Annotated in this window: 11 protein-coding genes; 10 read left to right on the forward strand and 1 reads right to left on the reverse strand. The window is 68.4% G+C overall.

Annotation, left to right across the window (positions count from 1 at the left end; translation table 11 throughout):
• Positions 1–8 precede the first annotated feature (8 nt).
• From CAL15_RS15365 to CAL15_RS15410, 10 genes are all read left to right on the forward strand, one after another.
• On the forward strand, positions 9–1,541 hold the full coding sequence (locus CAL15_RS15365) for an ABC transporter substrate-binding protein (protein WP_420042558.1): 1,533 nt from the start codon (positions 9–11) through the stop codon (positions 1,539–1,541).
• Positions 1,542–1,544: 3 nt separating this feature from the next.
• The gene (locus CAL15_RS15370) at positions 1,545–2,549 is read left to right on the forward strand and encodes an ABC transporter permease (protein WP_232467984.1); all 1,005 of its coding nucleotides are present in this window, start codon (positions 1,545–1,547) and stop codon (positions 2,547–2,549) included.
• A complete protein-coding gene (locus CAL15_RS15375) occupies positions 2,546–3,385 on the forward strand; it encodes an ABC transporter permease (RefSeq protein WP_086079401.1) in 840 nt (279 codons plus the stop codon). The genes CAL15_RS15370 and CAL15_RS15375 overlap by 4 nt, the downstream gene beginning before the upstream one ends.
• An 11-nt stretch (positions 3,386–3,396) precedes the next feature.
• On the forward strand, positions 3,397–5,205 hold the full coding sequence (locus tag CAL15_RS15380; protein WP_086079402.1) for an ABC transporter ATP-binding protein: 1,809 nt from the start codon (positions 3,397–3,399) through the stop codon (positions 5,203–5,205).
• A gap of 19 nt (positions 5,206–5,224) precedes the next feature.
• Complete coding sequence (locus tag CAL15_RS15385) at positions 5,225–5,515, forward strand: cupin domain-containing protein (protein ID WP_086079403.1); 291 nt, start codon at positions 5,225–5,227, stop codon at positions 5,513–5,515.
• A 577-nt stretch (positions 5,516–6,092) separates the two neighbouring features.
• Positions 6,093–7,151, forward strand: coding sequence for a histone deacetylase family protein (locus CAL15_RS15390; RefSeq protein ID WP_086079404.1), 1,059 nt, complete (start codon positions 6,093–6,095; stop codon positions 7,149–7,151).
• Positions 7,152–7,183: 32 nt separating this feature from the next.
• Entirely contained in the window at positions 7,184–8,446 is a 1,263-nt protein-coding gene (locus CAL15_RS15395) for a Zn-dependent hydrolase (protein ID WP_086079405.1), read from the forward strand.
• 6 nt (positions 8,447–8,452) lie between these two features.
• The gene (locus CAL15_RS15400; protein WP_086079406.1) at positions 8,453–9,370 is read left to right on the forward strand and encodes a DMT family transporter; all 918 of its coding nucleotides are present in this window, start codon (positions 8,453–8,455) and stop codon (positions 9,368–9,370) included.
• A complete protein-coding gene (locus CAL15_RS15405; RefSeq protein WP_420042508.1) occupies positions 9,367–10,299 on the forward strand; it encodes a 2-hydroxyacid dehydrogenase in 933 nt (310 codons plus the stop codon). The genes CAL15_RS15400 and CAL15_RS15405 overlap by 4 nt, the downstream gene beginning before the upstream one ends.
• A gap of 120 nt (positions 10,300–10,419) precedes the next feature.
• Complete coding sequence (locus tag CAL15_RS15410; protein WP_086079407.1) at positions 10,420–11,784, forward strand: aspartate aminotransferase family protein; 1,365 nt, start codon at positions 10,420–10,422, stop codon at positions 11,782–11,784.
• Between the two features lie 49 nt (positions 11,785–11,833).
• On the opposite strand, the gene CAL15_RS15415 is transcribed toward CAL15_RS15410, so the two are convergent.
• Positions 11,834–12,628: an SDR family NAD(P)-dependent oxidoreductase gene (locus tag CAL15_RS15415; RefSeq protein WP_086079408.1), complete on the reverse strand. Its 795-nt coding sequence runs from the start codon at positions 12,626–12,628 to the stop codon at positions 11,834–11,836.
• Between the last annotated feature and the right edge of the window lie 20 nt (positions 12,629–12,648).

Here is a 12,648-nt window from a genome sequence, read left to right on the forward strand (position 1 = left end):
GCGCCGTGATGCTGGCCGCCGCCCTGCCCTCGGGCTCCGCTGTCGCCCAGACCCGCGGCGGCACGCTGAACATGATCGTGCAGCCCGAGCCGCCCATCCTGGTGCCCGCGCTGAACCAGCAGGGTCCCACGCAGTTCGTGGCGGGCAAGATCTACGAAAGCCTGCTGACCTACACCTTCGACCTGAAGCCGCAGCCCGGCCTGGCCAAGTCGTGGACCGCGTCGCCCGATGGCCTGAAGTACACCTTCCAGCTGCAGGAAGGCGTGAAGTGGCATGACGGCAAGCCTTTCACGGCCGACGACGTGGTGTTCTCGCTGGGCGAGATGCTGCCCAAGACGCATGCGCGCGCCAAGGTCATCCTGGGCAATTTCATCGACAAGATCGAGAAGGAAGGCGACCACACGGTGATCGTCACGCTGAAGTCGCCCTTTCCGGCCTTCATGCTGATGTTCGAGCCGGGCTTCGCCCCCATGATGCCCAAGCATGTCTACGCGGGCACCGACTACGCCGCCAACCCGGCCAACCAGAAGCCCATCGGCACCGGCCCGTTCATGTTCAAGGAATGGAAGCGCGGCCAGTACATCAAGCTCGAGCGCAACCCCAACTACTGGAAAGCAGGCAAGCCCTATCTGGACGAGCTCGTGTTCAACGTGATTCCCGATTCGGCCTCGCGCGCCGTGGCCTACGAACGCGGCAGCGTGGACGTGCTGCGCGGAGGCGACGTCGACAACGTGGACATCAAGCGCCTGCGCGCCGTGGCCGGCACCGAGTTCACCACGCAGGGCTGGGAGATGTTCTCGCCGCAGTCGTACCTGATCTTCAACCAGCGCAAGCCGCCGTTCGACAACGTCAAGGTGCGCCAGGCCGTCATGCACGCCATGAACCGCAAGCTGGTGGCCGACAACATCTTCTTCGGCCTGGGGCGCGTGTCGACCAGCCCGTTCGTGGCCAGCGAGATGTTCTTCGACAAGAGCATTCCCGCCATTCCATTCGACATGAAGAAGGCGCGCGAACTGATCAAGGAATCCGGCATCAAGCCGGGCGACTACACCATCCGCCAGCTCAGCTTCCCGTACGGATCCACCTGGGACCGCCTGGGCGAGTACACCAAGCAGGTACTGGAACAACTGGGCTTCAAGGTCACCACGGAATCGACCGATGCGGGCGGCTGGGCCTCGCGCACCGGCAACTGGGACTTCGACCTGACCACCAACTTCACGTACCAGTACGGCGACCCCGCGCTGGGCGTGCAGCGCCTGTTCATCTCGTCGAACATCGTCAAGGGCTCGCCCTTCGCCAACGTGCAGGGCTACAGCAACCCCGCGACGGACAAGCTGTGGACGGCCGCCGCGTCCGAGGTGGACCCCGCCAAGCGGCAGCAGATGTACAGCGAGATCCAGAAGACCCTGGTCGCCGAAGTGGCCAACGGCTATCTGCTCGACCTGGAGTTCCCGACGCTGTATCGCGGCAAGGTCAAGAACCTCGTGAAGACGGCCATCGGGCTGAACGAATCCTTCGACGACGTCTACATCGAGAAATAAGCCGTGCGCAATCTGTCGTTCCTGGCCGCGCGCCTGGGCAAGGCCGTGATGGTCGTCCTGGGCGTGGTCGTCATCAACTTCTTCCTCATCCGGTTGGCGCCGGGCGACCCGGCCGAGGTGCTGGCGGGGCAGGCCGGCGCGGGCGACCCGGCCTTCGTGGAACAGCTGCGCCAGCAGTTCGGGCTGGACCAGCCCGTGCTGGTGCAGCTGGGCCTGTACCTGAAGGGCGTGCTGACGCTGGACCTGGGCTTCTCGTACCGCAGCCAGCTGCCGGTGCTGGATCTCATCTTGGAACGCCTGCCGGCCACGTTCCTCTTGATGGCCTGCGCCTTCGTCTTCTCGCTGGTGCTGGGCGTGCTGCTGGGCGTGGCCGCGGCCAAGGCGCGCTACGCCAACAAGCGGCGCTGGATGGACAGCACCATCATGACCGGCGCGCTGCTGCTGTATGCCACGCCGCTGTTCTGGCTGTCGCTGATGGGCATCCTGCTGTTCTCGGTGTTCCTGGGCTGGCTGCCGGCCTTCGGCATGGAAAGCGTGGGCGCCAATCTGCAGGGCTGGGACCGCGCCTGGGACATCGCCCAGCACCTGATCCTGCCCACCGTCACGCTGGGCTGCTTCTTCATGGCGGTATACGTGCGGCTGACGCGCGCGTCGATGCTGGAAGTGATAGGCATGGACTTCGTGAAGACGGCGCGCGCCAAGGGCGTGCCGGCGGGCCGCGTGATCCGCGCGCACGTGCTGCGGAACGCACTGCTGCCCGTCATCACCTTCGCCGGCATCCAGCTGGGCCAGATGGCCGGCGGCGCGGTGCTGACCGAAACCGTGTTCGCGTGGCCGGGCATCGGCCGCCTGATGTTCGACGCGCTGCTGCAGCGCGACTATCAGCTGCTCTTGGGCATCTTCCTGGCGACCTCGATCATGGTGGTCGTGTTCAACCTGATCACCGACCTGGTGTACCGGTGGGTCGACCCGCGCATCGCCGCGGGCGGACAGGGAGCCACGGCATGAGGAATTTCGCCAGACGCTATGCCCGCAACGGCGGCGCCGTCATCGGCCTGGTCATCATCGCCGCGGTGATCGCCGTGGCGCTGGCAGCGCCCCTGCTCTACGAGGAATCACCTTGGATGATGGTGGCCTCGCCGCTGATCCCGCCCTTCACCGACATGGCCTACCCCTTCGGCACGGACATGCTGGGCCGCGACATCACCGCCGGACTGGTATGGGGCGCGCGCGTCTCGCTGCTGGTCGGCCTGCTGTCGACCGGCGTGGCGCTGCTGTTCGGCATCCTGGTCGGCACGGTGTCCGGCTACTGCGGCGGACGCATCGACGACGCGCTGATGCGCTTCACCGAGTTCTTCCAGACTATTCCGCAGCTGGCGATGGCCGTGGTGCTGGTGGCCGTGCTGGGGCCCTCGGTGTACTCCATCATGGGCGCGATCGCGGTGGTGTCCTGGCCGCCGGCCGCGCGGCTGGTGCGGTCGGAGTTCATGACGCTGAAGCAGCGCGAGTTCGTGCAGGCCGCCATCGTCATCGGCCAGACGCCGGGGCGCATCGTGTGGTCGCAGATCCTGCCCAATGCCATGGCGCCTATCATCGTCTCGGCGTCGTTCATGGTGGCCACCGCCATTCTCACCGAGTCCTCGCTGTCGTTCCTGGGACTGGGCGATCCCAACATGATGAGCTGGGGCTTCATGATCGGCGCGGCCCGCACCATGATCCGCGAAGCCTGGTGGATGAGCGTGTGGCCCGGCATCTCGATCCTGCTGACCGTGCTGGCCATCAACCTGATGGGCGAGGGATTGAACGACGCCCTCAACCCGCAGCTGCGCAAGCGCGGCGAATAAGGAGACCACGGATGAACACGGATTCCGGGTCCGCGCGGCCCGCGCTGCTGTCGATACGCAACCTCAGCATCGCCCTGCCCGCGGGAGGCGACCGTCCGTACGCGGTGCAGGACGTCTCGTACGACATCCATGCCGGCGAGATCCTGTGCATCGTGGGCGAGTCCGGATCGGGCAAGTCCATGAGCGCCAACGCCATCATGGGACTGCTGCCCGACTACCTGAAACCGCAGGCGGGCCAGATCCTGTTTCGCGGCAACGATCTGTTGTCCATGACCGAAGAGCGCCTGCTGGGGCTGCGCGGCAAGGACATCGCGATGATCTTCCAGGAGCCGCTGTCGGCTTTGAATCCGCTGATGCCGGTGGGTGAGCAGATCGCAGAGGTCATGCGTGTGCATGGGAGTGCCCCCACGCCGCGCCCATCGGGCTTGCTGTCCACCTCGCGGCTTGCAAGCCGCTCGGATTCGCCAGGCTGGGTACAGTCCTCAAGGACTGTACCCAGTCCGGGCTCATCCCCCGAGGGGGCCGCGCCCGCCTTGGGGCGGCCCGGCGGCGGGCGCCCCCTCAATCGGCATGCGGCGCGCGAGCGCCGCGTGCTCGAGCTGCTGGACTTCGTCGGCCTGCCCGACCCGGCCACGCTGATGCATGCCTACCCGTTCCGCCTGTCCGGCGGCCAGCGCCAGCGCGTGATGATCGCGATGGCGCTGGCGCTGGAGCCCGCCCTGCTGATCGCCGACGAGCCCACCACGGCTCTGGACGTGACCACGCAGGCGCAGATCCTGGCGCTGATCGCTCGCATCCAGAAGGAAAAGGGCATGGGCGTGATGTTCGTCACGCACGATTTCGGCGTCGTGGCCGAGATCGCGCATCGCGTCGCCGTGATGGAGAAAGGCGTGCTGGTCGAACAGGGCAGCGCCGACGAGGTGCTGAACCGGCCGCGGCATCCCTACACCCAACGCTTGATCGCGGCGGTGCCGCACCAGCGCGAGGGAGCGCGCGCCGACGTCTTCCACGACAAGCCCGTGCTGCGGGTGCGCGACCTGCGCAAGACCTACACGGTGGGCTCGAGCTGGTTCGGCAGGAAGCGCACCGTCAATGCCGTGGACGGCGTGAGCTTCGAGGTGCGCCGCGGCGAGACGCTGGGCATCGTGGGCGAGTCGGGTTCCGGCAAGTCCACCATCGGCAAGTGCCTGCTGAAGCTGGTGGGCATCGACGGCGGCGAGATGATCTTCGACGGCCGCGACATCGCGGGCCTGCCGGAGAACCAGTTCCGTCCCATCCGCAAGGAGATCCAGATGATCTTCCAGGACCCGTTCGCCTCGCTGAATCCGCGGCAGACGGTGGGGCGCATCATCAGCGACGGACCGGTGGCCAACGGCCGGTCGCGCCAGCAGGCCGACGCGCGCACGCGTGAACTGCTGGAGCTGGTGGGCCTGGACCCGTCGGCCTTCGACCGCTATCCCAACCAGTTCTCGGGCGGCCAGCGCCAGCGCATCGGCATCGCCCGCGCCCTGGCGCTGGAACCGCAACTGCTGGTGGCCGACGAGTCGGTGTCGGCGCTGGACGTCTCGGTGCAGGCGCAGGTGCTGCAATTGCTGCACGACCTGCAGCAGAAGCTGCGCATCGCCATGATCTTCATCACCCACGATCTGCGCGTGGCCGCGCAGATCTGCAACGCCGTGCTGGTCATGCATCGCGGCAAGGTGGTCGAGCACGGCAGCCCGACGCAGATCTTCGATCAGCCGCAGCACCCCTACACCCAGCAACTGATCGCCGCCATTCCGGGCCAGCACTGGGATCCCACCCAGGCCCGCACGGCCTGACGCCATCGAGCCACCCATCATGAAGCGCCCCGCCGCCATCCCCACCGTACAGATCGACGACGAACACGTCCGCGTGACCGAATGGCGCTTTCCGCCGGGCGGCGAGACGGGCTGGCATCGGCACGCCATGCATTACGTAGTCGTGCCGCAGACGACCGGGGAGCTTCTGCTCGAGACGCCGCAGGGCGAAGTGCGCAGCCAGCTGACCACAGGTGTGGCATACAGCAGGCCCGTGGGCGTCGAGCACAACGTCGTCAATCCTGGCGATGGCGAGTTCGTGTTCGTCGAGATCGAGTTGAAGAGAGGCTGATCGTCATGGCATCGGGTGCGGCTGGGGGTGATTGCGGGCGTTGTCGCTCGAAGGCGTCCTCTGTGCGGCTGAGGCGCGCGGTCCGGGCAAGTCGCTCGGCTCGGGCGCGCCATCAGGCGCCCTCGGCCCCCTACGGGGGCTCCCCTCGCTCCAATTGCCCGTCCCGCACGCCCCAGCCGCACAGAGGACTCACACCAGCGGCAGGCGAACGACCGCAAGACACTCTCCGTGTGAGCGGCATTGCAATTAAGCCGTGGCTTCGCCTCGACAACCGCCCCCCGGTCGTCGCCATCTCCACCATGCACCTCGGCTTGTCATGGTGTCGCGCGGCATTGATTCGATGCAAGCCTCTGTCCGTCGGATGGGGACGCGACGGCCAATTGGAGGAGGGGAAGTCCCCGCAGGGGACCGAGGGCGCCTGATGGCGCGCCCGAGCCCGACGACTTGGCCGGCGCGGCCCCAGCCGACGGACAGAGGCGTGTTCAGAACCCAATCCCAAACACCAAACACCAAACCACACTACGCAACGCAATACCTCAGCAGCAAAGCAACCCGACAACCACCCTGAACCCGAGACATGAAGGCCTTCTTCTCCGAAGATCAGTTGCTGCACGACCCCCAGCAGTTCATGCGGGTCGGCCGCATCAGCAAGCCTACCGATGTGCCGGCGCGCGCCGAGACGCTGCGCGCCATGTTGGCCGCCCGCGGCATCGCGGTCGAAGCGCCCCCCGACTTCGGGCGCGCGCCGCTGGAAGGCGTGCACAGCGCCGATTACCTGGACTTCCTGGAGAACGCGTACGAGCGCTGGCAGGCGTTGCGCGGCCAAGGGCCGGAGCCGGGCATCGAGGTGCTGCCCAATCTCTCTCCGTACTACAGCGGACGCACCGACCAGGCCGGACGGCCGCCCTGCCCCGCGCCATCCGTCATCGCCCAGGCCGGCTATTACCTGGGCGACTTGTCCTGCCCCGTGGGCCCGCACACCTGGCGCGCGGCGCTGCGCTCCACGCACGACGCCGTCGCGGCGGCCGAGCACGTGCTGCGGACCGGCGAACCTGCCTATGCGCTGTGCCGGCCCTCGGGCCACCACGCGCATCGCGATCGCGCGGGCGGCTTCTGCTACCTGAACAGTTCGGCCGCGGCCGCGCAGCGGCTGGTGCGCGAGCTGGGCCGCGTGGCGGTGCTGGACGTCGATGCCCACCACGGCGACGGCACGCAGAACATCTTCTACCAGCGCGACGACGTCTATACCGTGTCCACGCATGCCGATCCCGCGGGCTACTACCCGTTCTACACGGGCCATGCCGGCGAGCGCGGCGAAGGCGCGGGCGCGGGCTGCAATCTCAACCTGCCGCTGCCGCACGGCACCGACGGCACGGCCTATCGCGCAGTGCTCGACCAGGCGTTGGCCGCCTTGCGCGCCTACCGCCCGCGCGCCCTGGTGCTAGCGCTGGGCTTCGACACCTATCGCGACGATCCCATCAGCGTACTGCGCTTCGATCTCGACACCTATCGCCACATCGGCCACGGCATCCAGAGGCTGGGCCTGCCCACCGTCGTGGTGCAGGAGGGCGGATACCAGGTGGACAGCATCGGCCTGGCGCTGGACGCCTTCCTGCAAGGCATGGCCGCGGCCTGACCGGCATCACGCACACGACAAGGGAGACGGAAATGGACACCAACGACCTGCAAGGCATCGGCATCGACGGACGGCGGCTGTGGCAGTCGCTCATGGACCTGGCCCGCATCGGCGCCACGCAGAAGGGCGGCAACTGCAGGCTGGCCCTGACCGACCTGGACCGGCAGGGGCGCGATCTGGTCACCGGCTGGATGCGCGAGGCCGGCCTGGAAATCACGGTCGACCAGATCGGCAACATATTTGGCCGCCGCCCCGGCCGCAATCCCGCGCTGCCCGCGGTATGCACGGGCAGCCACATCGACACTCAGCCCACGGGTGGCCGCTTCGACGGCTGCTTCGGCGTGATGGCCGGGCTCGAGATCATGCGCACGCTGCACGACCGCGGCATACAGACCGAGGCCCCGCTGGAACTCGCCATCTGGACCAACGAAGAGGGCAGCCGCTTCGTGCCCTTCATGATGGGTTCGGCGGTGTACTGCGGCAAGCTGCCGCTGGAAACCGCACTGGCCACCGCCGACATCGACGGCAAGCGGGTCGGCGACGAACTGCGGCGCATCGGCTATGCCGGCGCCGAGCCGGTCGGCCAGGACCGCTTCGGCCACTACCTCGAGGCGCACATCGAACAGGGTCCCATACTCGAGGCCGAGAACACCGTCATCGGCGCGGTCACGGGCTCGCTGGGCATGTACTGGTACGAGGTCACCGTAACCGGCATGGAAGCGCACGCCGGCCCCACGCCCATGCCGCTGCGGCGCGACGCGCTGTATGCGTCCACCTTCCTCATGCAGGAGGTGGTGCGCATCGCGCTGGACTACGCGCCGCATGGGCGCGGCACGGTGGGCTCGGTGCAGGTGCATCCCTGCTCGCCCAATGTGATCCCGGGGTCGGTCACCTTCACGGTGGACATCCGCCACGAGAACGCCGCCAAGCTGGCCGAGATGAACGGGCGCCTGCTCGACGCCATCGCCCGGGTCCAGTCGGGCGTCACCACCGGCCACCCGATGCCCGTCGCGCTGCGCCAGACCGCGTACTTTCCGCCCACGCCGTTCGCGCCGGAGCTGGTCGCGGCGGTGCGCGAGCAGGCACACGCGCGCGGATACTCCTGCATGGACATCGTCACCGGCGCGGGGCACGACGCCGTGCACATCGCCAGCGTGCTGCCCACCGCCATGATCTTCGTGCCCTGTAAGGACGGCATCAGCCACAACGAAGTGGAAGACGCGGATCCGGCGCACCTCGAGGCCGGCGCCAACGTGCTGCTGGGCGCGATGCTGCGCCTGGCCCGCATCGCCTGACCGCCCATGCCCTCCTGGTCCGCTTCCGCGCGGCATACGGGCATCGCGTGCTTCCTGCTGGCGCTGTCGGCCAACGCGCTGTTCGACGCGGGCGCAAAGCATCTGCTGGCCAGCTATCCGGCGCCTTTCCTGAACGTGATGCGCTACGGCACCGTCACCGCACTGGGCGTATTCCTGGTGCTGCGCGAGGGGAAGTGGCCGGCTTGGTCGATGCTGCGCGCACAGCCGCTGCTGCTGGCGCGCGGGCTGGCGCTGGCCGTCGTGGGCACCTGCTTCATGACCGCGCTGATCTGGATGCCGTTGTCCGAGGCGACGGCCATTTACTTCACGGCGCCGCTCATCATGGTGGCGCTGTCGCCCTGGCTGCTGGGCGAACGCGTCTCGTGCGCGCAGTGGATCTCGGTGGCCATCGGACTGGGCGGCATGCTTTTCATCGTGCGGCCCGGCGGCAGCCTGCCGCCCCTGGGCACCGTGCTGATGGTGATCTCGGCGGTGTGCTATGCCCTGTTCCAGCTGCTCACCCGCAAGCTGGCGGGCAAGGTCGACGCCACGGTGCAGTATGTCTGCACGGCCCTCATCTGCCTGGCCGCCACGCTGCCGCCCGCCCTGCTCTTTCCGCCGCAGCAGTGGCCGCCGCTGCTGGACTGGTGCCTCATCCTGGGCCTGGGCGCGCTGAACGGCGCGGCCCAGATGCTGATGCTGGCGGCGTTCCGCCACGTGGACGCCGCCACGCTCGCGCCGCTGAACTACCTGCAGCTGCTCATGGCCGTGCTGCTGAGCGCGACGATCTTCCAGCGCCCGCCCGATATACTCGCCATGGCCGGCATGGCGATGATCGCCGCGGCAGGCATCATGCTGGTCAGGCGCCCCCGATACACAGGCGCCGCCGGCTTCAAGCAACCCTCCGCAGAAGACTCCACGTGAAAATCCTTTGCTGCTCGCAAACGCTGCCGGACCGCGACGTCTGGCCCGTACTCCTGTCGCAGGCCCTGCCCGAGGCCCAGGTCATCGAATGGCACGAAGACCTGCCGACCCAGGATGCCGACGTGGCGGTGGTGTGGCGCCCGCCGGCCAGCCTGTTCGAGCGCGAACGCGGGCTGCGCGCCGTGTTCAACCTGGGCGCCGGCGTGGACGCCCTGCTGAAGCTGCCGACGCTGCCGCCCGACCTGCCGGTGGTGCGCCTGGAAGACGCGGGCATGGCCGTGCAGATGTCCGAATACGTCGTGCATTTCCTCACGCGGGCCAGCCGCCGCTTCGAGGACTACACCGCCCAGCAGCGTGCCGGCAAGTGGCAGGCGCTGCCCGAGCTGCGCCGCGAACAGTGGCCGGTGGGCGTGCTGGGCATGGGCGCGATGGGCGCCAGCGTGGCGCGCACGCTGGCCGCGCTCGATTACCCGGTGGCCGGCTGGTCGCGCAGCGGCCAGGCGCCCGAGGGCGTCGAGGCCTACGGCGGCATCGACGCCCTGCCCGCCTTCCTGGCCCGCACGCGGGTGCTGGTGAACCTGCTGCCGCTCACGCCGGACACCGAAAACATCCTGCGCCGCGAAACGCTGTCGCAGCTGTTGCCGCAGTCGTACCTGATCAACCTGGGGCGCGGGCCGCACCTGGTCGAGGAAGACCTGATCCCCCTGCTGGACAGCGGCCGCCTGGCCGGCGCCACGCTGGACGTGTTCCGCGAAGAACCGCTGCCCGCGGGCCATCCGTTCTGGACCGACCCGCGCATCGCCATCACGCCGCACATCGGCGCGGCCAGCCTGCGGCGCGAGACGGTGGCGCAGATCAGCACCAAGATCCGCGCGCTGGCGCGCGGCGAAGCCATCACCGGCGTGGTCGGGCGAGCGCGCGGCTACTGAATACGGAAAACACGGCCGGCGCTGCAGCACGGCGGGCAATTGGCGGATAATGCGTGATGACATGTGCGCCGGGCCTGCGACGCGGCGCGCTTCCCCCACCGTCCCATTCCAGACCTCGCCATGCCTCCGCTCAGTCCCGCCCAGCAGCAAGACGTCCAGTTCCACCTGCATTCGTACACCAACGCGGTCAAGCACCGCGCCGTCGGCCCGCGCGTCATCGAGCGCGGCGAGGGCATCTATGTGTACGACGACCAGGGCAACCGCTATCTCGAAGGCATGTCGGGCCTGTGGAGCGTGGCGGTCGGCTTCGGCGAGCCGCGCCTGGTCGAGGCGGCGCAGCGCCAGCTCGCCCGTCTGCCCTACTACCACACGTTCACGCACAAGTCGCATCCGGCCGTCATCGAACTGGCCGAACGCCTCATCGGCTACACCGAAGGACGCATGTCCAAGGCGTTCTTCACGAACTCGGGCTCCGAGGCCAACGACACCGTCATCAAGCTGGTCTGGTACTACAACAACGCGCTGGGCCGCCGCGACAAGAAGAAGATCATCGCGCGCCAGCGCGGCTATCACGGCGTCACCGTGGCGTCCGCCAGCCTGACCGGCCTGGCCGGCAACCACACCGATTTCGACCTGCCGCTGCCGCAGGTGCGGCACACCGCCTGTCCGCACCACTACCGCAATGCCCTGCCCGGCGAAAGCGAAGAAGACTTCGCCACCCGCCTGGCCGGCGAACTCGACGCGCTGATCCAGCAAGAGGGCGCCGATACGGTCGCCGCCTTCATCGGCGAACCCGTCATGGGGGCCGGCGGCGTCATCGTGCCGCCGCGCACGTATTGGGAAAAGATCCAGGCCGTGTGCCGCAAGCACGACGTGCTGGTCATCGCCGACGAAGTCATCACGGGCTTCGGGCGGCTGGGTACGCGCTTCGGCTACGAACGCTTCGGCATCGAGCCCGACATCCTGGTGCTGTCCAAGCAGATCACCTCCTCGTACCAGCCGCTGGGCGCGGTGCTCATCAATGACCGCGTGGCGGGCCCGGTGGCCGAGCACAGCGGCAAGCTGGGCAGCTTCGGACACGGCTACACCGCCAGCGGCCATCCGGTCGCGACGGCCGTGGCGCTGGAAAACCTGAAGATCATCGACGAGCGCAACCTGATCGGACAGGCCGACGAAGTCGGCGCGCAGATGCAGCAGATGCTGCGCGCCTATGCCGACCATCCGCTGGTGGGCGAAGTGCGCGGCGTGGGCCTGATCGCCGGCGTCGAGCTGGTGGCCGACAAGGCCGGCAAGCGGCAGTTCGATCCGCTGGGCAAGGCCGGCGCGTATGCCTACGAACGCGCGCACGACCACGGCCTCATCATCCGCGGCATCCAGGACACCATCGCCTTCTGCCCGCCGCTCATCATCCAGCCCGAACAGGTGCGCGACATGGTCGATCGCTTCGAGCGCACGCTCGAAGACGTGGCGAAACACGTGGCCTGAGGCCGTCCGCCAGGCCGCACAGGCCAGGCAGGCGGCCCTCGGCCCCGCCCTACGCCGCGAGAAAACCGCCGTCGGCCGCCAGCACGTGGCCGACGACGAACGAGGCCTCGTCGGACAGCAGCCAGGCCACCGCGGCGGCGACTTCTTCGGGGCGTCCCAGCCGCCGGATCGGCAGTCCGGCCGCCACCGTATCCATGTCGGCGATGCCCGACCCGCGCAGCATCGCCGTGTCGACCCGCCCCGGCGCGATGCCGTTGATGCGTATGCCATGCGGCGCCGCCTCGCTGGCCGCCGAACGGGTCAGCGAGATCGCCGCCGCCTTCGAGGCCGAATACAGCGCCAGCCCCGGATTCGGGTTGCGCATCCCGCTCACCGACGTATTGATCACGATGCGGCCAGAGCCCTGGGCGCGCATCAAGGCCACCTGATGCCGCAGGCACAGGAACACCGACCTGACGTTGGCATCGAACACGCGCTGATAGGCCTCTGTGCCCTGCTGCTCGATCGGCGCGCGCGGTTCTTGATAGCCCGCGTTGTTGAACGCGGCATCCAGCCGACCGTAGCGCTGCGCCACCGTCCGGAACAGGCGCTCGACCTGCGCCGCGTCGGTGACGTCGGCGGCCACGAACAGCGCCTCGGCGCCCTGCTTGGCGCATGCGGCGGCCACGGCTTCGCCCTGCGGCACGCGCCGCCCGGCGATGACCACCGCGCGGGCGCCTTCGGCCGCCATGCGCAGGGCCGCGGCACGCCCGATGCCGGAGCCTCCGCCCGTCACCAGGCATACGCGCCCGGCCAGCAGCCGGGGACGGCCGCCATTCCATCCCGCTTCCACGGAAAGGTCCATCGTACGCATCCCGCGATGTC

The sequence above is a fragment of the Bordetella genomosp. 13 genome (assembly GCF_002119665.1).
Classification (GTDB): Bacteria; Pseudomonadota; Gammaproteobacteria; order Burkholderiales; family Burkholderiaceae_B; genus Bordetella.

Bases quoted from the DNA above. Each gene is read 5' to 3' on its own strand.
- CAL15_RS15410 (WP_086079407.1), top strand. From the start codon at position 10,420: ATGCCTCCGCTCAGTCCCGCCCAGCAGCAAGACGTCCAGTTCCACCTG.
- CAL15_RS15385 (WP_086079403.1), top strand. From the start codon at position 5,225: ATGAAGCGCCCCGCCGCCATCCCCACCGTACAGATCGACGACGAACAC.
- CAL15_RS15375 (WP_086079401.1), top strand. From the start codon at position 2,546: ATGAGGAATTTCGCCAGACGCTATGCCCGCAACGGCGGCGCCGTCATC.
- CAL15_RS15400 (WP_086079406.1), top strand. From the start codon at position 8,453: ATGCCCTCCTGGTCCGCTTCCGCGCGGCATACGGGCATCGCGTGCTTC.
- CAL15_RS15380 (WP_086079402.1), top strand. From the start codon at position 3,397: ATGAACACGGATTCCGGGTCCGCGCGGCCCGCGCTGCTGTCGATACGC.
- CAL15_RS15415 (WP_086079408.1), bottom strand. From the start codon at position 12,628: ATGGACCTTTCCGTGGAAGCGGGATGGAATGGCGGCCGTCCCCGGCTG.
- CAL15_RS15395 (WP_086079405.1), top strand. From the start codon at position 7,184: ATGGACACCAACGACCTGCAAGGCATCGGCATCGACGGACGGCGGCTG.
- CAL15_RS15390 (WP_086079404.1), top strand. From the start codon at position 6,093: ATGAAGGCCTTCTTCTCCGAAGATCAGTTGCTGCACGACCCCCAGCAG.
- CAL15_RS15365 (WP_420042558.1), top strand. From the start codon at position 9: ATGCTGGCCGCCGCCCTGCCCTCGGGCTCCGCTGTCGCCCAGACCCGC.